The sequence below is a fragment of the Pseudonocardia nematodicida genome (assembly GCF_040105385.1).
In the GTDB taxonomy this organism is placed as follows: Bacteria; Actinomycetota; Actinomycetes; order Mycobacteriales; family Pseudonocardiaceae; genus Pseudonocardia; species Pseudonocardia nematodicida.
The window spans coordinates 99,421-118,443 of record NZ_JBEDNQ010000009.1 but is presented as its reverse complement, the minus strand read 5'-3'; the positions used below and the strand labels follow the sequence as shown (position 1 = coordinate 118,443).

The following is a 19,023-nucleotide window of genomic DNA, read 5'->3' as shown; positions in this document are numbered from 1 at the left end:
GGTTCCTTGTCGTCGTCGGTCAGGGGTGGATCAGTTCAGGAGGGTCGCGGCGCGCAGCGCGGCGGTGACCGCGTCCGGAGTGAGAGCGGGCAGGTCGGTGGCCAGGTCCCACACCCGGTCGGCGGCACCGCGCGGGTCGGTGACCCCGGCGACCTCCAGGCAGCCGAGGAGCTTGCGGTCGACGCCCGCGCGGTCCGGCCGGTCGGCACCGGCGCCGGGCATCCGGGCCTCGGCGGTGTCCCGGGTGCCGTCCGGGGTCTCCAGCTCCACCCGGGCACCGGCCATCACGGTGCTCGCCGGCAGGTCCTGGCGGACCTCGACGCGGGCGGCGAGCGCGGCGACGTCGACCCGGCCGAGATCGCGGGTCAGCGTCGTGAGGTCGTAGCGACCGGTCGTCCACAGTGCCGCGAGCTGCCAGGGCAGCGAGAACTGGACGTCGACGAGCGGGGTGCCGCGGTCCTGCCACGGCCGGGACACCAGCTCGTAGGCCGGGCCGGCGGGCAGGTGCGCGACGATCCGGCCGACCGACCCCGCCCCGGGGTGCCGGGCGTGCAGCGCCTCGGCGGCGGCGAGCGCGGCGTGGGTGTAGCGGCAGGCCGGGTAGGGCTTGAGCGCGACGCCGTCGAGCTCGGCCGGTCCGGCCAGCAGGTCGTGCAGCGTCGTCCCGGAGTCCGGCAGCAGGCCGAAGGTGCCGCCCAGCCAGCCCGCGGGCCCGGCGACGCCCGCCCGCGCCAGCGACGCCGCGGTCAGCCCGTGCGCGGCGGCCAGTCCCGGCTGGACCCGCTTGGCCACCGAACCGTCGACGACCGCCTGCCGGGTGTACGGCGCGAGCGCGGACCCGAGGCAGAGCGCCATCGCGTTGCCGGTCGTGTCGTCGTCGAGGCCCCACACGGTGGCCGCGGTCGCGGCGGCGGCGAACGCGCCCAGCCCGGCCGTGCGGATCACGCCGGGCCTCGGACCGGCCAGCCGGGCCAGCCGGGAGAGGACCTGGACGCCGGTGGCGACGCCGTCGAGCACCCGCTTCCCCGGCACCGGTGACGTGCTCACGGCGACGAGCGCGGCGGGCACCACGACCGCGGCGGTGTGCACCACGGCCTCGTCGTGGGTGTCGTCGAAGTCCCAGGCGTGGACCAGCGTGGACAGTGCGGTGACGGCCTGCGGTGCGGCGAGGCGCAGCCCGGTCCACGGGACGGCGACCTCGCCGGGTGAGACCGCGGCGAGGCCGTCGAGCACCCGCCGGGCGTCGTCGTTCGCCGCGCCCGCGGCGGCCAGGCCCAGCGCGTCGGCGAGCAGGTGGCACAGCTGCTCCCGGTGGCCGGCGTCCAGTGCGGACCAGCGGTTCACGGCCGCGCTCGAGGTGGTTGCGATGTCCACCGGGCTGCCTCCTGGTGATCTCCTGTGATCGCACACGGGACCGACCGGGTGACCGGTGTCACGTGACTGGGCAGACAGAGGCAAACACGGGCACTCGACGTGGTCAATAGATTCTATAAAATCTTTTCCATCGACCATTGAAAGTAGACCGCGTGCTACTGTCCGGCATCGGGGGCCGTTCGCGCCCGGACCACCAGGGATCGGACGGCGGGGAGACCGGATGAGCGAGATGGACGCGCTGCCGAAGAGCCGCACCGCCTACGTGCTCGAGCGGCTGAAGGCCGATCTGCAGCAGGGCGTCATCAACCCCGGGGATCAGCTGCGGCAGACCGCGATCGCCAAGCGCTACGGCGTGAGCCCGACCCCGGTCCGCGAGGCACTGCGGGTGCTCGCCGCCGACGGCACGATCGAGTACACCAGCCACCGCGGCGCGACGGTCCGCGACTTCACCCCGCAGATGGCGCAGGACCTCTACCGGATGCGCGCCGAGCTCGAGGGGCTCGCCTGCGAGGTGGCCGTCGAGCGGATGACCGACGAGGACTACGCGACGATCGTCGCCGCGAACGAGCGACTGGTCCGCGAGACCACCGCGGGCGCGGACTCCGCGACGCTGTCGCTGCTGAACAAGGAGCTGCACTTCTCGATCTACCGGTGCACCTCGCCGGTGATGGTCGAGGGCATCCAGCTGCTCTGGGCGCGGTTCAGCCCGTCGGTGACGTTGTGGAGTGTCGGCGAGTTCAGCCGGGAGCTCGACCGCGACCACGTCGCGATCCTCGACGCGCTCCAACGGCGGGACGGCCCGGCCGCCCGCGCCGCGATGCACGCGCACGTCATGCACGCCTGGGAGCTGCGGCAGACCAGCGCCGAGCTCCGGGCCACCGGCGCCTCGGCCTCCTGATCTGCGGGTGACCCTCCCCCGGCCCCCCTGGTTCCCCTGCCTGGTCCTCGTCACCCTGCTCTCGCACGCCGTGCTGTCCGGCGCGCGGACGCTGATCTCCTACCGGACGCTCTCGCTCGGTGGTGACGCCCTCGCCGTCGGCCTGGTCACCGGGGCGTTCGCGGTGCTACCGCTGGTCGTCGCGCTGCAGATCGGCCGCGCGGTGGACCGCGGTCGCGGGGTGCTGGCGATCCGGCTCGGACTGATCCTCTCGGTCGCCGCGGTCGCGGTGGCGGCGGTGAGCCCCGGACTGGCGGTGCTGGTCGTCGCCAGTGCCGCGCTCGGCCTCGGTCAGATGCTGCACACCGTGGCCTGCCAGAGCCTCATCCCGCTGTGGTCACCGCCGGAGAAGGTCGACTCCCGGTTCGGCCAGCTGACCCTCGGCGTCTCGGCCGGTCAGCTCCTCGGCTTCCCGGTCGCGGGGTTCGTCGCCACGCTGACCAACCCCGGCGGTGCCGCCGAGCAGGTCGCCACGACGCCGGCGCTGCTGGTGATGGCGGGCATGGCCGCCCTCGCCGTGCCGTTCGCGTTCTGCTTCGTCCCGGTCAGCCGGGCGCGGGTGAGCCGGACCGAGGCCGTGGGCTCGCAGCAGTCCACCCGGGCGATCCTCGGGACGCGCGGGATGAAGCCCGCGATGTACTCCAGCTTCACCGTGCTCACCGGCATGGATCTCGTGATGGCCTACCTGCCGGTGCTCGGGCAGGAGATGGGTCTGTCGGTCGGGACCGTCACGCTGCTGCTGACCGCGCGCAGCGTGACGTCGGTGGTCTCGCGGGCCGCGATGCCGGTGCTGCTGCGCCGGGTGCCGCGCCGCGGGCTGCTGGTCTCGGCCACCCTCGCGTCGGGGGTGCCGATGGTGCTGCTCCCCCTCACCGACGACGTTGTGCTGCTGACCGTGGCGATGCTGGTCGTCGGGTTCTTCTGGGGGCTCGGCCAGCCGCTGACGATGTCCTGGGTGACCCTGGTCGCGGACGCCCGCAACCGCGCGGCGGCGCTGTCGGTGCGGTTGGCGGGCAACCGGATCGGCCAGGTCGTCGTACCGCTCGCCGCGGGCGGGCTGGCCGGGCTGACCGGTGGGGTCGGGGCGGTCTTCCACGCGAGCGGGGTGCTGCTGCTGTCCTCGGCGGTGTGCACCTTCCTCTCGGCGCGGCACCTGCCGGACCACCCCGGGCGCACCCCGGCGACGCCCGTCGCCGCGCACGACCGCGCGACCTGACCGGCCGGCGCACCGCCCCGCCGAGATACGCCTCAGAGGGCCGCAGAGATCGACATTTCCCGCTGGTCCGTATCTCGGCGGGGGATCGCGGGGCGGGGCGGCCCGCGCGGCGTTCCTACCCGCCGAGCTCCATCAGGACCTTGCCGGAGAGGTCGGCGTCGCCCGCCGTCCCGAACGCCTCGACGGCGTCGCCCAGCGCGAACGTGTGCGTGACGACGGCCGCGGCCCGGTCGTCGGCCGCCAGCACGCGCACGGCCTCGCCCAGCTCGTCGTGCATCCGGAACGACCCGCGGATCGTGAGCTCCTTGGAGATCGCCGGGGCGAGCAGGACCGGCTGCGGCGTGTTCGGCATCATCCCGACCTGCACCAGCGTCCCCCGCGCCCGCGCGGCGACGATCCCCGCCGAGATCGCGGCGGGAGCCCCGGAGCACTCCAGGACGACGTCGGCGATCCCGGCCGGCACCTCGTCCCGTCCGATCAGGACGGTCCCGTCGGCGCCGACCGCGCTCGCCCGGTCCAGCGCGGCGGGCCGGGTGTCGGTACTGGTCACGTGCGCGGCACCGCGCGCCCGGGCGGCGGCGACGGCGAGCAGCCCGATCGGCCCCGACCCGCTGACCAGGACACACCGTCCCGTCAGGTCCCCGGCGAGGCCGGCGGCGTGCAGACCGACCGCGAGCGGTTCGGCCAGCGCCGCGCGGGACAGCGGGAGCTCCGGCGGCAGCGGGCGCAGCATGTCGGCGCGGACCACGAGCAGCTCGGCCATCCCGCCCTGGGTGTGCGGCCAGGTCGAGGCGCTGCCCAGGTAGGCACCGCCGGGCCAGAGGTGCGGCGCCCCGGCCGGACCGGTGTGCGGGTCGCCGAACGTCGCCGGGTGCACGGTGACCGGCGCGCCCGCCGACCACGTCCCGGACGGGTCGTGCTCGACGACGGCCGACACCTCGTGCCCGGGGACCAGCGGCTCGCGGACGGTGAACGCGCCGTTCGCGCCGTCGGCGTAGTAGTGCAGGTCGGACCCGCAGATCCCGGCGTAGGCGATCCGGAGCAGGACCTCGCCCGGGCCCGGCTCGGGTGCCGGGGCGTCCTCGACGACGAGGTCCGTCGCCCCGCGGATGACGATGCGTCGCATGGGGTGGGCTCCGATCCGGTCAGACGGTCGCGGTCAGGCCGCCGTCGACGACGATGTTCTGGCCGGACACGAAGTCCGAGGCGCTCGACGCCAGGTAGAGCAGGGTCCCGACGAGCTCCTCGGGCCGGCCCCACCGCCGGGCCGGCGTCCGCTTCTCGAGCCACGCCGCGAACTCCGTGTCGGCGACCAGCGCGGCGTTCATGTCGGTGGCGAAGTAGCCCGGCGAGATCGCGTTGACCTGGACGTCGTAGCGCGCCAGGTCCGCGGCCATGCCCCGGGTGAGCTGCACCAGCCCGCCCTTGGACGCGCCGTACGGGGCGATCGTCTCGCGGGCCAGCACGGACTGGACCGAGCCGATGTTGACGATCTTGCCGGAGCGTCGCTCGACCATGCCGGGCGCGAGGGCGCGGGAGACGTAGAACGCGCTGGACAGGTTGTTCGTGATGATCGCGTCCCAGTCGGCCACGGTGAAGTCGGTGAAGGGGGCCCGGCGCTGGATCCCGGCGTTGTTCACCAGGACGTCCGGGACGCCGTGCTCGGCGACCAGCGCACCGATCCCGTCGGCCACCGCGTCGGCGTCGGCCACGTCGAACCGGACCACCGCGGGGGTCTCCCCCGTCACCGCGGCGATCTCCCCCTGCGCCGTGGCCAGCGCCTCCGGGTCGCGCCCGTGCAGGACGACGCGGGCGCCGGCCCGGGCGAGTCCGGTGGCCAGGGTCAGGCCGAGCCCGCGGGACGAGCCCGTCACCAGGGCCAGCTTGCCGGTGACGCCGAAGGGGGTCGGGTCGGTCATCGGTCTCTCGCTCTCTCCAGGTCGCCGACGACGAACGGGTCGCGGTCGCCGTACGACCTCCGATGATCGACCGTGACCGGCGGCACCCGGCCGTCGGGTGATCGACGGTTCCGGAGCGCGGCGTTCGCCTCCCGAACCGTGCGCTCCGGAACCGTCGATCACCGGTGTTTTCGCTACCGTGCGGCCGTGCAGTTGAGCTGGGAAGCGCTGACCATCGACGCCCACGACCCCGCCGCCTGCGGCCGCTGGTGGGCCGAGACCCTCGGCTGGGAGGTGGCCTCCGAGACCGGGTACGGCGTCGAGGTCCGGCCCCCGGACGGCCGGGGCGCGAGCCTGTTCTTCACCCCGGTCACCGACGCGAAGACGGTGAAGAACCGGCTCCACCTCGACCTGTACGCCGAGGACCAGGCCGCGGCGGTCGTCGCGCTGGAGACCCGTGGCGCAGAACGGGCCGACATCGGTCAGGAGCCGGACGCGGCCTGCGTCGTGATGCGCGATCCGGAGGGCAACGAGTTCTGCCTGCTGGAGCCGCGGGAGCCCTGACCATCGGCCGGCCACCCGCACGGCGGTCTCGGCGGTGGTCAGCGACCGTCCGGGTCGAACACCGCGATGAGGGTGCTGCCGGGGACCATGAACGACACCTTCGTGTGGCCCTGCGGCCCGGTCGACAGCGTCACGGTGCACTCGGACGCGAAGCGCTCGCCGGGGACGTCGCTGTAGCCGTAGCCGTGCGACGCGGAGAGCAGCACGCCCTTGACGGCCCAGCCGTCCGTCCCGCCTATCCGGTCGTCGTCCTCGATCTGCACGGTCGTGAGAATCTCGCGATGACTCAACTCGCCGGCCGGAACGTGTCTGAGCACGTGCGGGACTCGCACGAGGCCGCGGTCGGCGTTACGCGGGAGCGGCCGGTGCCCTGGGCGGTGGGATCCGGCCCGGGCTCTGACAGGCGGTTCACAGCGGGCGCACAGCACGTTCTCCGGTGTCCTCTGCAACGATCATGCCGATGTCCGGTGAGCGCGGAGTCCACGGGGAGGTCGGCATGGGGTCCCCGACCGTCGACGTGACCGACGGCCCACCGGACGCGGGCCTGACCGCCGCGCAGGTCGCCGAGCAACGCCGTGCCGGCGCGGTCAACGCGCCGGTCCGCGGGACCTCCCGCACCTACGCCACGATCCTGCGCACCAACGTCTTCTCCTTCTACAACACGATCCTGTTCGCGATCGGCGTCGTGCTGCTGGTGCTGGGCCGCTACAACGACGCGCTGACCAGCGTCGGACTCGGCCTGGTCAACGCCGTCGTCGGCGCGGTGCAGGAGATCCGGGCCAAGCGCAAGCTCGACGACCTCCAGCTGCTCGACGAGGCGGACGTGACCGTCGTCCGGGACGGCGCCGAGACCGTGATCCCGGCGGTGCAGGTGGTGCGCGGCGACCTGGTGCAGGTGCGGCCGGGCGGGCAGATCGTCGTCGACGGTCCGGTCGTGGCCGGGCGGGTCGAGGTCGACGAGTCGCTGCTGACCGGTGAGTCCGACCCGGTCGTGAAGGGGCTCGGCGACACGCTGCGCTCCGGCAGCCACTGCGTCGCCGGTGCGGGCCGGCAACGCGCCGAGGACGTCGGCGCGGACAGCTACGCGGGCCGGCTCACCCTCGACGCCCGCCGGGTGAGCACCGACCGGACACCGCTGCAGCGGCGGATCGACTTCGTCGTCCGCCTGACGATGGCGCTGGTCGTGCTGATGAGCGGGGCCATCCTCGCCCAGGCGCTGCTGGAGGGCTTCTCGCTACTGCGGGTCGTCCAGATCACCGCGGTGCTGTCCGGGCTGGTCCCCTATGGACTGTTCTTCCTCATCGCCGTCGCCTACACCCGCGGCGCGGCCCGCATCGCGCGGCGGGGGGCGCTGGTGCAGCAGGTCAACGCCGTCGAGGCGGTCACCCACGTCGACGTGGTCTGCACCGACAAGACCGGCACGCTGACCACCGGCCGGCTCACCCTCGACGAGATCCTGCCCCTCGACCCGGCGGTCGAGGTCCGCGACGTCCTCGCCCGCTACGCCGCCTCGGTCACCGACCCGAACCTCACCTCGGCCGCGCTCGCGTCCGCCCTGCCAGGACCGGCGGGGCCGCTGTCCGACGAGGTTCCGTTCGCGTCGTCGCTGCGCTGGTCCGGCCAGGTCACCGGGACGGGGACCTGGGTACTGGGCGCGCCCGACGCGCTGGCCCCGCACCTGCGCACCGCGCTCGCCGCCGGCGCGGTCGAGGACCGGACCGCCCGCGGGCTGCGGGTGCTGCTGCTCGTCCGCCCGGCCGACCCCGCCGCCGTCCTACGCGACGCCGCCGGCCGGCCCGCGCTGCCCGAGCTCGACCCGGTCGCGCTGGTCGTGTTCGCCGACGAGCTGCGCCCCGAGGTCACCGACGCGATCGCCCGGTTCCGGGCGGACGGCGTCGCGATCACCGTGCTGTCCGGGGACGACCCGCGCACGGTCGCCGCGCTGGCCACCCGCGCCGGGCTCGATGCCGGGGAGCCGGTCGCCGGCCCCGACCTGGACGATCTCGACGACGACGCGCTCGACCGGCTCGTCGCCCGCACGACGGTCTTCGGCCGGGTCGCGCCGGAGCAGAAGGAACGGGTCGTCGCCGCGCTGCGCCGGCGCGGCGCGCACGTCGCGATGCTCGGCGACGGTGTCAACGACGCCCGCGCGCTCAAGGCGGCGCACGTCGGCGTCGCGATGCGCAGTGGCAGCAGCGTGACCCGCGACGTCGCCGACGTCGTGCTCGTCGACGACTCCTTCGCCGCACTGCTGCCCGCCCGCGACGAGGGCCGCCGGATCATCGACGGGCTCGCGACGTCGATGTACGTCTTCCTCACCCGGGTCGCCACCCAGGCGCTGGTCATCCTCGCGGTCACCCTGCTCGGGCTGGGGTTCCCCTACTCCCCCACCCAGGTCGGCCTGACCCTGCTGACCGTCGGGATCCCGACCTTCTTCCTGACCATCTGGGCGACACCCCGCACACCCGACGACCGTCTGCTGGCGAACCTCGGACGCTTCGTCGTCCCGGCCGCGGTCGTCACCGCGGGCGTCGGGACCGCCGTCTACACGCTGCTGTACCGCGCCATCCAGCAGGGCTTCGGCAGCGGACGGACACCGGACCAGGTGATCGACGAGTTCGAGAGCTACACCGGGCTCGTCTACGGCCGGGACACCGACTTCACCGAGGCCGCAGCCACCATCGGCGCCCAGACCGGGCTGTCCACCTTCGTCTCACTGGCATCGTTCGTGCTGATCCTCTTCCTGCTGCCGCCGCACCGGGTGTTCGCGTCCTGGACCCCCGTGGTCGGCGACCGGCGACCGGCCTGGCTGGTACTGGGGCTGACCGCGGCGTTCGCGGTGGTGGTGTTCACGCCGGTGCTGTCGTCGTACTTCGGGCTCACCGGCGCGGCGCGGCCGGTGTTCGCGGTGGTGGTGCCGGCGCTGGTGGGGTGGTTCGTGCTGCTGTCGGTGGTGTTCCGGTTCCGGGTGCTCGACCGAATGCTCGGGGTGGAGGACTCCCCACAGCCTTCTCCGGGCGATCGCCGGCTGGGTTCCGGTCGTCGTGACACCCCGGGCCCCGGGCGATGATATGCGCGCCGGTCGCGGGATGCGTCAACCCTTCCGGTCACCCTTCGGCGGCACTGTCACAGAGTGATCGGCGGCCCGCTGTCCGACCTGGCGCTCACCGCTCCCCGCACGCGCGGCGCAGGACCTCCTCCTCGTTGGGCGGGCTCGGCGGATGGTGGCTCAGGCACTGCGGTACGCGGAGGAACGAGAATCCGCCTCCCGCGGTCGCCAGGTAGAACTGACCGACCCCGAGACGCGAGATGTCGTCGACGTTGCCGCTCTTCGCCCGGGCGAGATCCTTCGCCGCGGCGATCTGGGCCGGCGCGTTGAGAAACCCGAAGAACTGGGTCGCCGAGTTACCCGACACGTGATTGTGCAAGCCCTTCGGCGCCTGGGTCGCGAAGACCAGGCCGAGTCCGTACTTCCGCGCCTGCGACGCGAGCGCGATGGTGCTGGCGGTGCAGGCGGTGAACGCACCGGAGGACGCGAAGTTCTGCGCCTCGTCCATCACGAACAGCCCGCCCAGTGGTCTCGGCCCCGCCGGGTTCGCCTTGATCCACGAGAACAGGGCCATCTGGAGCTGGTTGACGAAGCTCTCCCGCTGTGCCGCCGTCGGGAGCCCGACGAAACTGATCACCGAGACCCGGGCCCGAGCTCCGTCGGCGGGGGTGAGCAGCACCCCCGGGTCGAGCGGCTCGCCGGCCCCGCCGAGCAGCGGATCGTTGATCGTCGCCGCGCGAAGGGCATCCGACATCTCGGACGCCAGTCGCGGACCGTTCCGCAGGCTGGTCAGCCCGTCCGGCAGTTCCTCGAGCAACGCGATCAGGCCACCGAGCGAGGTCCCGCCCTGACGTGCGAAGTACCCCACCGTCTCGCGCAGCACCGCCTCGCCCTGCGCGACCTTGCGGCCGGTCAGGCCCGTGTGCGGGGCCAGGCTCGACACGGCGGCGTCGACTGCCATCCGGAACTCGTCCTCGTCGTCGAGTACGGCGGCGAAGTCGGGCAGGGGACGGAACGACAGGGGCCGGCCGCGGGTCCGCCCCGGCGTCCAGATCACGACATCGGTGCCGTCCAGGTAGCGCGACGCCCGTTCCGCGTCGCCGGCGATCCAGTGCGGTGGCGGCTCCGGCCACGCGTCGCCGAGCCGGGACAGGTCGTTGTTGATGTCCAGCACGATCGAGGAGACGCCCTGCAGGGCGGATTCCTCGATCAGCCGTCGCAGCAGGACGGTCTTCCCGGAGCCGGAGCCGGCGAACACCGCCGTGTGCTTGCGGAGGGCTTCGATCGGGATGGTGACCGGGCGGTCGTCGTCCGTGACGCCGACGAGCGCTGCGGGTCGCTCGTCGTCCCGGTGTTCCGGATCCGCGGACCCGGTGTCCTGCCCGGTCCCGCTCGGAGCAGGTGCGGGCTCGCCGTCCGGCGGCCCGACCGGCGCGGGCAGGAAACGGCGGAAGATCTCGACCGAGGCGGCCGGGCGGCGGCTGACCAGCCAGTCGTGCCAGCCCGGGCGCAGCGGGTGCTGCATGACCTCCAGCGCGGACAGGGTGCGGAGGTCCGCCTCCCCGACCGGAACAGCGATGCCGCCGTGCGCCTCGATGTCGTTCACCGCCTGCGCGGTCACCTTGCCGCTCGGCCAGTCACGGTTGCGCAGGAGCACGAGCCGTCGCGAGGTCGACCCTCCGCCCAGCCCGGCTTCGGTCCGCGCCGCCGCGAGCCGACTCTGGACGGCACGGTGGTGGGAGTGCGCGATGGCCCGGAAGGCGTAGTGCGCCTCGGCCTCAGTGGTCTCGTCCAGCGTGTGCCGGAGCCGGGCGTGGACCGGGGGCCGTCGAGCCCGGACCGGGTCGACGGTGAACGGCTGACCCGCGTCGCCGCGCTCCGCGACCCACGCCCGCAGGCCTGCGGCGAGCAGCGACGGGACACGCTGGTCCTCACGGTCCTGGTCCAACGGCACCGTGACGTCGGCGGCCGCGCGCAACTCGTCGAAGGTCCGGTCCAGCTCGCGCAGACGCTGCGGATCGGCGGCCACGGCCGGCTCGACCTGCCGTGCGGAGTCGGCGAGATCGGTGAGTTCGTGCACGCGGTCGGCATCGATACAGCCCCGGACGTGCAGGCTGACGGCCTGGAGCAGCCGGCGTGGGGTGTAGGCGCCGACCGCGTCGAACGCCTCCGGCCGGACCGGCCATGTCGGGTACGGCGGAGTGAACCCGGCTTCGGCGTAGAGGCCGCCGAGGTGCTGCCCGACGATCGCGCGCGGCACGTCCCCGTTCGGCATCACCCCCTGCAGGCTCAGCACCCGGAACCTGTCCTCCGCCGAGGCGACCGCGTTCCGGGTCAGCATCGCCCACGACGCCGGCAGGCAGGCGACGACTGTGAGTGTCCGCCGGGTGATCTCGCGCAGCTCCATGAGGCCGTCGGCCACGGTGCCGATCGTCTCGGAACGACCTGCGCCGTCGTGCAGCGCCGAGCCCGAGTGGCTGATGAACGGATCGATCTGGTCGACGGCGAGGACGGTCGGGCCGGTGAGCGCCAGCAGCCGGGAGAGGTCACGGAGCACGAGCTGCCGGGATCGTGCGGGGCCGGGCCGGAACCCCCAGGCGACGCGGGCGCCGTCCTCGACGTCGCCGTCGTTGCTCAGATAGCCGTTGCCGATCTCGTGCACCTCGGGCCGGTCGGCGCGGAAGAGCACGAGCGCCCGCAGCGTGTCCTGGCAGTCGCTCCACACCTGGGCGTCGACCTTGCGGATGCCTGCGACGAGCGCGTCGAGGTCGTCCCGGGACACCGGGATCGTGCCGGAGATCCGGGACTGCTCCAGCGGAGCCAGCCCGGCCAGTGTCGCCAGCCGACGCAGCAGCGGACTCAGCTGATCGAGCTGGCCGCCCTGGAAACCGTCCAGCACCCCGTGCACGGCGTTGCGCCAGAAGTCGTCACCCTCCATGAGCCGGAGCAGGAAGAAGTATCCGTCGATCTCCTGCGTCCGGTGCCGCAGCCAGCGCAGCATGTGGGTCTTGCCGACGCCCTTCTCCCCCTGCAGCACGACGCCGACCGGGCTCGACCGCGTGGTGGCTCCCTTGGGCACCGCGGTCCACAGTGCCCGCGCGGCACGCTCGTGGAGGCCGTCGACGTGGTGCTCGACCGGGCTCCACACGTCTTCGGGCGTCACGGCCCAGTTGAACTGGACCGCTTCGAGCGCAGCGAGTTCTTCGTCGATCATCCGTTCTCAATCATGATCATGTGCCGCTCCTCGCCACCGACGACGATCGCGGCCTCGCGATCCCGGTCGGTGAGCGCACGACGATTCGGTTCGGCCTGGAGGTGCACGCCGGGCGCGACGGCGAGCGTGCCGAGCGCCGCATCGATGTCCGAGCGGGATCCGGTGCCGATCTCGTCCCGCAGCCGCGGGAGACCGACCCATTCGCCCGGACCCGCGAGGCGTCCGTAGGCGTGTCGGATCTCCCGCTCGACATCGGGCCGGTAGGGGAACAGCTCGGCGAGCGGGACGCCGCTCCGACCGAGTCCACGGAGCACCGCGTAGAAGGCACCTCCCAGGTAGCCCGCCCGGGCCGGGCGCTCAGCGCTCAGCTCGGCGGTGCACCACGCCGCACCGTCGTCGGTGAGCTCGTGGACGTATGCCCGTCCCACCCTGGTCGATTCCACCAGCTTCCGGTCGTTGAGCCGGCGTCGCGGTGCGCCGTCGAGGCGGACACCGCCCGCGTCGTGGAGCTGCGCGTTGGTCAGTTCGCGCCCCTCCGCGAGGAGGGTGAACAACACCGCCCGCTCCTGCTGGTTGAGCTCCTCGCCCGCCACCGTGCTCCCTCCGCTGGTGCTCATGTCGTCCATCCGTCCTCATCGACCATCAGCTCGATCCGGCCGTCGCGGCTGGTCAGCTCGCCCTCGACCCGGATCGGCAGTCCGTGGTGGTACCGCTCGACGGTCCGGTCGTAGGTCTCCTGCCCCCGGAACCGCAGCCAGATCGTCCGGCCCCGCACCTCACCGGCATGGGGCAGGACCTCGCCGCTGACCCGCGCCCGCCATCGGTCTTCCGATCCGGGCTCGTCGTGCAGACCGTCGACTAGCCCGGCCGCGGACGCTCCTCCCCGCAGCGCGTTCCGCACGATCCGGCGCCCGGCACTCCGGAGGACGGAGCCGGATCCGGCCGGGAACCCGACACGCGCCGGGCCGCGGACGGGCCCCGTCCCGTCGGCCGCCCACCGGAACCCGAACTCGAAGCCCTCGTCGTCGGAGCCGCCGAGATGGGCCAGGACGCGACAGCACTCCACCGTGACCCCGAGCAGGACCGTGTCCTCGAGCGCAGCGGGACGACCGGACCGGACGGCGCGGGACGCCGTCGTCAGCATGTCGTGCAACTGGCGCGTCACCTCTCGCCCACGGAGCTCGCCGTCCCCGTCGGACGGCAGGAACAGCGAGAACCCGGATTTGCCGGACATGACCGGACCGATGGCGGTCGAGGCGAGCAGCTCGGTCACGGTGCCGGTCTCACGGCCACGAAAGCGCACGTGCGGGCCCTCCGAGACCGTCCGGGCGGACTCCCGGACCAGCCGCCGGACCCCGTCGAGCGTCTGCACGCCGGAGTCCAGGGTCAGCTCGGCCCCTGGCTCGAGGGTCACTTGGTCGTCGGCCGGGCGGCGCAGGCTGCGCAGCACGTCGTCGGCCGGACGTTCCTCGACATCGGCGACCACGCGGACGAGATCCGCGACGCGCTCGGGGTAGTCGCGGACGTCGGAGTCGACAGGTACCAGCACCTCCGTCCCGGCCAGCGACCAGATGCCCCCGCCTCGCCACGTCCGGCCGGTGTCCTGCCAGCCCGTCCGACCCAGATATCCCACGAGATCCGTGACCACCGCCGTGTCCCTCATGCGGTCACCACCGGATCGCGCAACACGAGTCCGCGCAGCGACTCGGCGGTGAGGACGTTCGCGGTCGGCACGGTCACCTGGACGCTGCCGCGGGTCGCGTCGTCCTCGAACGGGCGCCGGTCCCGCAGGGAGTGGAAGTAGGCGATCGTGCGCAGCAACAGGCCGGAGGTGAAGATGTCGGCGTACCGGTCGCTGTCCTTCGGGACGACCACCACGATGAGGTAGCGCTCGACCTGGAAGCCTTCGCCTGCGAGGCGATTGAACTGCCGGCGGTCGAGACCACCGAAGAGCAGGTGTCCGTTCCGCCAGCGCGGCGACGCCGTCGTCTTCACCTGGGCCTCGATCGCCCGGGCGAAGCCGCGGCCGGGACTCGGCATCCGGATGCCCAGGTCGATCCCGTCGCGATCGACGTTGTCGGTGTACACGGTCAATCCCGCGGCGGCGGCGAGAACCTGGACGTACGCCTCACCGAAGGCACCGCGATGGTTGTTCGGGTCGAGCATTCACGCCTTCCACACGCCGTCGCCGGACAGACCCTATGAGTGATCGATCAGGGTTCGCGAGAGCCGGTCGGGTGTATGGCACGGCGCGTTCGGCAGGCATGCACGCGGGCCCTGGTCACGGAGGCTGCACCGGCAGGCGCATCGAGCTGTGTCGGCACGTAGCGCGGCCGGCCGGTGAAGCGAGCTGGGTCACACGTCGTGAATGGCGACGCGCCCGACGCCGGCTCCACGGCCGGCCCTGCGGGACTGCATCATCGGGCGGTCCCGTGGGCGCCGGCTACCGGGACGCGACCGGGGTCTCACTCTTCCCGGGCCAGCACGCCGTTCTAGAGCCAGCCCTCGCCGACCGCGATCCGGTGCGCCTCGACCCGCGACCCCGCGCCCAGCTTCCGGGTGATCGCGGCCAGGTGGTTGCGCACCGTCCCCGCCGACAGGTGCAGCCGCCGCGCGACCACCGCGACCGGCGTGTCCGGACCGGCGGCACGCAGCACCTCCAGCTCCCGCTCGCTGAGCGGGCAGGTGGGTGCCGCGAGGGCGTCGGCGGCCAGCGCGGGGTCGACGTAGCGGCCGCCGCCGTGCACCCGGCGCACGACGTCGGCGAGCACCGCCCCCGGCGAGCCCTTCGGCACGAACCCGCCGGCTCCGGCGGCGAGCGCCTCGCGCAGGTGCGGGGGCCGGCCGTGCCCGGTGAGGATCACGACGGCGCAGCCCGGGAGCGCGGCGGCGAGCTCCCGGGTGACGGCCATGCCGTCGGCGCCGGGCATCTCCAGGTCGACGACGGCGACGTCGGGCCGGTGCGCCCGCGCCGCGTCGACGGCGGTGCGGCCGTCACCGGCCTGAGCGACGACGGTGATGTCGTCCTCGAGCTCCAGCAGCGCGGCGACGCCGGCCCGGATCAGCTCCTCGTCGTCGGCCAGCAGCACCCGGATCCGATCTCCGCCGCTCACAGGACGGGCACCGTGGCGCGCAGGGTGAACACGCCGTCGTCGACGGTCGTGTCGAGGGAGCCGGCTGCTGCGGCCAGCCGGTCGGCGAGCCCGCGCAGGCCGGAGCTGTGCTCGTCGGCCGGGGCGCCGCGGGTGACACCGTCGTTGACGATCGTGAGCTCGGTGCCGTCGGTGTCCTGCACGAGCCGGATCGTGCACCACCGGGCCCGGCTGTGCCGCAGCACGTTGGTCCCGGCCTCCCGGGCGGTCGCGGCGAGCGCCTCGGCGACCGGCGCCGGGAGCGTCGCGGGGACCGCGGTGTCGAGGGTGCACCGCACCCCGGACGCGCGCAGCACCTCGGCGACGGCGGCGAGCTGGGCGTCCAGGTCGACCGCGCGGTAGCCGTGTACGACCCGGCGCATCTCGGCCAGCGCCGTCGCGGCGAGCGAGCGGGCCCGTTCGGCGTGGCCGGCCGCGGTGTCCGGTGCCGTGTGGACGGTGCGCGCGGCGAGCTCGGCCTGCAGGGCGATCACGGTGAGGTGGTGGCCGAGCAGGTCGTGCACGTCGGCGGCGAACCGCAGCCGCTCCTCGGCGGCGGCCAGCCGGGCGGCGGCGTCCCGACCCGCTCGGGCCTCGGTGACCAGCTCCCACAGCCGCAGCGGCAACAGGTGGATCACCATCAGGCCCGCGGCCGTGCAGCCCGTCAGCACCCCGTACTCCACCGGATCGCCCGCGACCCACCGTCCGACGACGGCCGAGACCGCCGTGAGCACGACGGCCGCCACCGCGCCCGCTCGCCACCCGATGAGGAACGGGGCCGACCCGGCCACACCGGCCGCGACCCAGGCCCAGGTCTCCCAGCCCTGCCCGGTCCCGGCCGGGGCGAGCACCGGCACCGAGACGGCGGTGGCCAGGACCAGCGCGACCAGCGGCGCCGCCCGGCGGCCGGCTCCCGTTCCGCCCGGGATCCGGCCGGCCAGGGCGAGGGCCTGCGCGGCCAGCACCACCAGCAGGACCGCGCCGCCTGCCAGCCGGCGTCCGGTGCCGGGTTCCAGGAACGGACCCACCCCGGCCACCGCCGTGGTCAGCACCGACGCCGCGACCACGGCCGTCACCAGCCACACCCGTTCCCGGTCCGGCCGGGTCCGCCCGCCGGTCATGCGTGCCGGTGCGGGCGGGTGTACTCGCCCGGACGCAGGAGCATGGCACCGGCCATCGCGGGCAGCATCAGCACGTGGCCCCACAGCATCAGGTCGGACGGGGTGATCAGCGACATCCACAGTGGAACGAAGAGGATGCCGAACGCGACGTACATCGACCCGCTCATCTGCGCCACGGGGATCCAGGAGTGGCCGCGGTGGCGCATCCACACCGCCATCCCCGCCGCCATCGTGGTGGCCATCAGCAGCGCGTCGATCTCGGCGCCGTAGGTCGCGGGCAGGCCCAGCAGCACGGCCAGCCCGACGCCGACGCCGCCGAGCACGATCATGCCGACGCACATCGCCAGGACCATCTCGAGATAGTGCCGCACCGCGTGTCGCAGCGGCCGGTCGGTCGTCGTGGGTTCCATCGCTCTCGTCTCCCGTTCCCCGGTGTTCTCGCGGACGGGAACGACGCTGGCGCGGGCCCGCGCACGCCGGGACATGCGGATCGCACGATCCGGCCGTGAGCGTCAGCGCTCCACGCGGAAGCGCTCGATGTACTGGCTCGGCGTCATCCCGAAGTGCCCCTTGAACACCCGGCGGAACGCGCTGGTGTTCGCGTAGCCGACCCGGCGGGCCACCGCGTCGGCCGTCGTCCGGGAGCGGAGCAGGATCCCCGCCGCCTCCATCCGGTTGCAGATCCGCCACCGGCGCAGCGTCATGCCGGTCTCGGCCAGGAAGGCCCGTTCGATCGTGCGGACGGAGGTGTGCGCGGATCTCGCCAGCTCGTCGACACTGCGGTCGTCGCCCGGGTTGAACCGCAGCGACTCGGCCACGCTCAGCGCGGCGTCGGTGGTCGGCATCGGCAGGGCCACGGCCAGCACCGGCCGCTCCTCGATCAGGGCCAGGATCTGCCGGGCGATGTTCACGCCGGGCCGGATGATGCTGTAGGTCGACTGGATGAAGGCCAGGAACAGCGTGCGCAGATCGCGGTCGACCGTGATGACGGTCGGCGCACGCAGTGTCGTGGCCGTCGCCGCGACCTCGAAGAACATCGGCAGCAGGACCGAGTTCTCGTGCGTGGTGAACGAGTGCCGGGCCCCGGCCGGGATCCACATGGCCAGGCCCACCTGGAGACCGAGGCGTTCGGACCCGACGACGAAGTCGGACCGTCCGCGCACCTGCCAGAGCAGGACGTGCTGGTCGGGCTCGACCCGGCCCTCGATCGACACCGGCGGCACGTGGACACGCCAGGGCGAGAGCGCCGATCCCGGTTCGGCGGTCTCGGGGTCCGACATCGTTCCAGCCTCCGTCGGTGAGTGGGGCCGGATTCCGATCATGCCGCCAACTGCGCGCACCGTGTCGGAATCTGCATGCTGCGAGAGGAAGTCTTGCCTAACCTAACCCGGGGTGTCCGGTGGGTCCGAATCGCGGACCCGATCGGGGCACCTCTCGTTCTCACGGAAGGTCGGTCATGCCCCTCACTACGCCCCGCCGCGGCCGGTGGCACGTCGTGCCCGCCGTCGCGCTGGCGGCACTGCTCGCACTCACCGGATGTGCCGCCGGGGACACCGGCGACTCCGGCGACGCGGCCGAGCCGGGATCCGGGCTGCTCCCCGCCGCCGAGGGCACCACCCAGTACCCGCTGACCCTGACGACCTGGGCCGGCGAGTCGGTCCTGGAGCAGCGGCCCGAGCGGATCGCCGTCGTCGGCTTCTCCCCGAACCTGGACGCGGTCGAGGCCCTCGAGGCGACCCCGGTCTACACGATGGGCGAGGAGAGCGAGTGGCCCTGGCGTGACCAGGCGTGGATGTCGCAGATCGAGCTCGTGGACACCGCCACCCGGCGGGACCCGATCAACTTCGAGGGGATCGCCTCGACCAACCCCGACCTGATCATCGCGACGAACTACGTCCAGGACGAGGTCGACTTCGAGCGGCTGAGCTCCATCGCCCCGGTGCTGGAGAACCCCACCCAGGTGCAGGGCGACCAGATCTCCTGGCAGGACACCCAGCGCATGATCGGCGAGGCGCTGGACCTGAGCGCTGCCTCCGACACCGCGATCACCGAGGCCGAGCAGGCCATCGACCGGGTCGCGCAGGAGCACCCGGAGTACGCCGACCGCACCATCACGATCGCCACGGACTACACCCAGAGCGGCATCGACTACTACACCGTCGCCGGCGGTACCGCCGAGGGCGTCGTGACCCGGATGGGCTTCACCCCGAACCCGCTGGCCGAGAACTTCACCTCCGAGGCGGGCGTCGCCGACGAGCAGATCGGCCAGCTCGACGCGGACGTCCTGGTCGTGTTCTACACCGATCCTGCGGCGAAGGACGCGCGCGAGGCCGCCCCGCTGTTCCAGGCGCTGCCCCCGGTCGCCGAGGGCCGCTACATCGGCGTCACCATCGACGACCCGGACAGCTCGATGACCTGGGTGCTGCGCCGCGGCGCCAGCGCGACGAGCCTCCCCTGGACCGTCGACGCGCTGGCCGACCGGATCAGCGGGCTGGAGCTCGCCTGATCGCCGCACCGGC

Annotated in this window: 17 protein-coding genes; 5 read left to right on the top strand and 12 right to left on the bottom strand. The window is 73.4% G+C overall.

What is annotated here, in order from left to right:
• Positions 1-30: 30 nt before the first annotated feature.
• Positions 31-1,374, bottom strand: coding sequence for an MmgE/PrpD family protein (locus WIS52_RS21200; RefSeq protein ID WP_349300061.1), 1,344 nt, complete (start codon positions 1,372-1,374; stop codon positions 31-33).
• 220 nt (positions 1,375-1,594) lie between these two features.
• Here WIS52_RS21200 and WIS52_RS21195 point away from each other — a divergent pair, with 220 nt between their 5' ends.
• Positions 1,595-2,272, top strand: a complete 678-nt coding sequence (locus WIS52_RS21195; RefSeq protein ID WP_349300060.1) for a GntR family transcriptional regulator — start codon at positions 1,595-1,597, stop codon at positions 2,270-2,272.
• A gap of 7 nt (positions 2,273-2,279) precedes the next feature.
• Positions 2,280-3,527, top strand: a complete 1,248-nt coding sequence (locus WIS52_RS21190; RefSeq protein ID WP_349300059.1) for an MFS transporter — start codon at positions 2,280-2,282, stop codon at positions 3,525-3,527.
• A gap of 115 nt (positions 3,528-3,642) precedes the next feature.
• Here WIS52_RS21190 and WIS52_RS21185 read toward each other — a convergent pair whose 3' ends face one another.
• Together WIS52_RS21185 and WIS52_RS21180 are read right to left on the bottom strand one after the other, a co-directional pair.
• Positions 3,643-4,653 (bottom strand): zinc-binding dehydrogenase, encoded by a 1,011-nt coding sequence (locus WIS52_RS21185; RefSeq protein ID WP_349300058.1) that lies wholly within the window; start codon positions 4,651-4,653, stop codon positions 3,643-3,645.
• 19 nt (positions 4,654-4,672) lie between these two features.
• Positions 4,673-5,446: an SDR family oxidoreductase gene (locus WIS52_RS21180; RefSeq protein WP_349300057.1), complete on the bottom strand. Its 774-nt coding sequence runs from the start codon at positions 5,444-5,446 to the stop codon at positions 4,673-4,675.
• 186 nt (positions 5,447-5,632) lie between these two features.
• Here WIS52_RS21180 and WIS52_RS21175 point away from each other — a divergent pair, with 186 nt between their 5' ends.
• Complete coding sequence (locus WIS52_RS21175; RefSeq protein WP_349300056.1) at positions 5,633-5,989, top strand: VOC family protein; 357 nt, start codon at positions 5,633-5,635, stop codon at positions 5,987-5,989.
• Between the two features lie 38 nt (positions 5,990-6,027).
• Here the strand turns inward: WIS52_RS21175 and WIS52_RS21170 are convergent, their stop codons facing one another.
• Positions 6,028-6,252 carry a hypothetical protein gene (locus WIS52_RS21170; protein WP_349300055.1) on the bottom strand — a complete coding sequence of 75 codons (225 nt, stop codon included), beginning with the start codon at positions 6,250-6,252 and terminating at the stop codon, positions 6,028-6,030.
• 233 nt (positions 6,253-6,485) lie between these two features.
• Between WIS52_RS21170 and WIS52_RS21165 the strand changes: the two genes are divergently transcribed.
• Positions 6,486-9,059, top strand: coding sequence for an HAD-IC family P-type ATPase (locus tag WIS52_RS21165; protein WP_349300054.1), 2,574 nt, complete (start codon positions 6,486-6,488; stop codon positions 9,057-9,059).
• A 94-nt stretch (positions 9,060-9,153) separates the two neighbouring features.
• Here the strand turns inward: WIS52_RS21165 and WIS52_RS21160 are convergent, their stop codons facing one another.
• The 8 genes from WIS52_RS21160 to WIS52_RS21125 form a co-directional block, all read right to left on the bottom strand.
• Positions 9,154-12,252, bottom strand: a complete 3,099-nt coding sequence (locus WIS52_RS21160) for an ATP-binding protein (protein ID WP_349300053.1) — start codon at positions 12,250-12,252, stop codon at positions 9,154-9,156.
• Positions 12,249-12,869 carry a hypothetical protein gene (locus WIS52_RS21155; RefSeq protein ID WP_349300052.1) on the bottom strand — a complete coding sequence of 207 codons (621 nt, stop codon included), beginning with the start codon at positions 12,867-12,869 and terminating at the stop codon, positions 12,249-12,251. The genes WIS52_RS21160 and WIS52_RS21155 overlap by 4 nt, the downstream gene beginning before the upstream one ends.
• Positions 12,866-13,915, bottom strand: a complete 1,050-nt coding sequence (locus WIS52_RS21150; RefSeq protein ID WP_349300051.1) for a hypothetical protein — start codon at positions 13,913-13,915, stop codon at positions 12,866-12,868. Before WIS52_RS21150 ends, WIS52_RS21155 begins: the two co-directional genes overlap by 4 nt.
• Entirely contained in the window at positions 13,912-14,418 is a 507-nt protein-coding gene (locus WIS52_RS21145) for a DUF4365 domain-containing protein (protein WP_349300050.1), read from the bottom strand. The genes WIS52_RS21150 and WIS52_RS21145 overlap by 4 nt, the downstream gene beginning before the upstream one ends.
• Before the next feature lie 326 nt (positions 14,419-14,744).
• Positions 14,745-15,365 (bottom strand): response regulator transcription factor, encoded by a 621-nt coding sequence (locus tag WIS52_RS21140; RefSeq protein WP_349300049.1) that lies wholly within the window; start codon positions 15,363-15,365, stop codon positions 14,745-14,747.
• Positions 15,362-16,504: a sensor histidine kinase gene (locus tag WIS52_RS21135; protein ID WP_349300048.1), complete on the bottom strand. Its 1,143-nt coding sequence runs from the start codon at positions 16,502-16,504 to the stop codon at positions 15,362-15,364. Before WIS52_RS21135 ends, WIS52_RS21140 begins: the two co-directional genes overlap by 4 nt.
• Complete coding sequence (locus tag WIS52_RS21130; protein ID WP_349300047.1) at positions 16,501-16,914, bottom strand: hypothetical protein; 414 nt, start codon at positions 16,912-16,914, stop codon at positions 16,501-16,503. Before WIS52_RS21130 ends, WIS52_RS21135 begins: the two co-directional genes overlap by 4 nt.
• A gap of 102 nt (positions 16,915-17,016) precedes the next feature.
• On the bottom strand, positions 17,017-17,784 hold the full coding sequence (locus WIS52_RS21125; protein ID WP_349300046.1) for an AraC family transcriptional regulator: 768 nt from the start codon (positions 17,782-17,784) through the stop codon (positions 17,017-17,019).
• A 176-nt stretch (positions 17,785-17,960) separates the two neighbouring features.
• On the opposite strand from WIS52_RS21125, the gene WIS52_RS21120 reads away from it, so the two are divergent.
• Positions 17,961-19,010 (top strand): ABC transporter substrate-binding protein, encoded by a 1,050-nt coding sequence (locus tag WIS52_RS21120; protein WP_349300045.1) that lies wholly within the window; start codon positions 17,961-17,963, stop codon positions 19,008-19,010.
• Positions 19,011-19,023: the final 13 nt, after the last annotated feature.

Excerpts from the sequence above, each read along its gene's own strand:
- WIS52_RS21135 (WP_349300048.1), bottom strand. The coding sequence starts at position 16,504 with ATGACCGGCGGGCGGACCCGGCCGGACCGGGAACGGGTGTGGCTGGTG.
- WIS52_RS21160 (WP_349300053.1), bottom strand. The coding sequence starts at position 12,252 with ATGATCGACGAAGAACTCGCTGCGCTCGAAGCGGTCCAGTTCAACTGG.
- WIS52_RS21120 (WP_349300045.1), top strand. The coding sequence starts at position 17,961 with ATGCCCCTCACTACGCCCCGCCGCGGCCGGTGGCACGTCGTGCCCGCC.
- WIS52_RS21195 (WP_349300060.1), top strand. The coding sequence starts at position 1,595 with ATGAGCGAGATGGACGCGCTGCCGAAGAGCCGCACCGCCTACGTGCTC.
- WIS52_RS21150 (WP_349300051.1), bottom strand. The coding sequence starts at position 13,915 with ATGAGGGACACGGCGGTGGTCACGGATCTCGTGGGATATCTGGGTCGG.
- WIS52_RS21130 (WP_349300047.1), bottom strand. The coding sequence starts at position 16,914 with ATGGAACCCACGACGACCGACCGGCCGCTGCGACACGCGGTGCGGCAC.
- WIS52_RS21185 (WP_349300058.1), bottom strand. The coding sequence starts at position 4,653 with ATGCGACGCATCGTCATCCGCGGGGCGACGGACCTCGTCGTCGAGGAC.
- WIS52_RS21165 (WP_349300054.1), top strand. The coding sequence starts at position 6,486 with ATGGGGTCCCCGACCGTCGACGTGACCGACGGCCCACCGGACGCGGGC.
- WIS52_RS21125 (WP_349300046.1), bottom strand. The coding sequence starts at position 17,784 with ATGTCGGACCCCGAGACCGCCGAACCGGGATCGGCGCTCTCGCCCTGG.
- WIS52_RS21145 (WP_349300050.1), bottom strand. The coding sequence starts at position 14,418 with ATGCTCGACCCGAACAACCATCGCGGTGCCTTCGGTGAGGCGTACGTC.
- WIS52_RS21180 (WP_349300057.1), bottom strand. The coding sequence starts at position 5,446 with ATGACCGACCCGACCCCCTTCGGCGTCACCGGCAAGCTGGCCCTGGTG.
- WIS52_RS21155 (WP_349300052.1), bottom strand. The coding sequence starts at position 12,869 with ATGAGCACCAGCGGAGGGAGCACGGTGGCGGGCGAGGAGCTCAACCAG.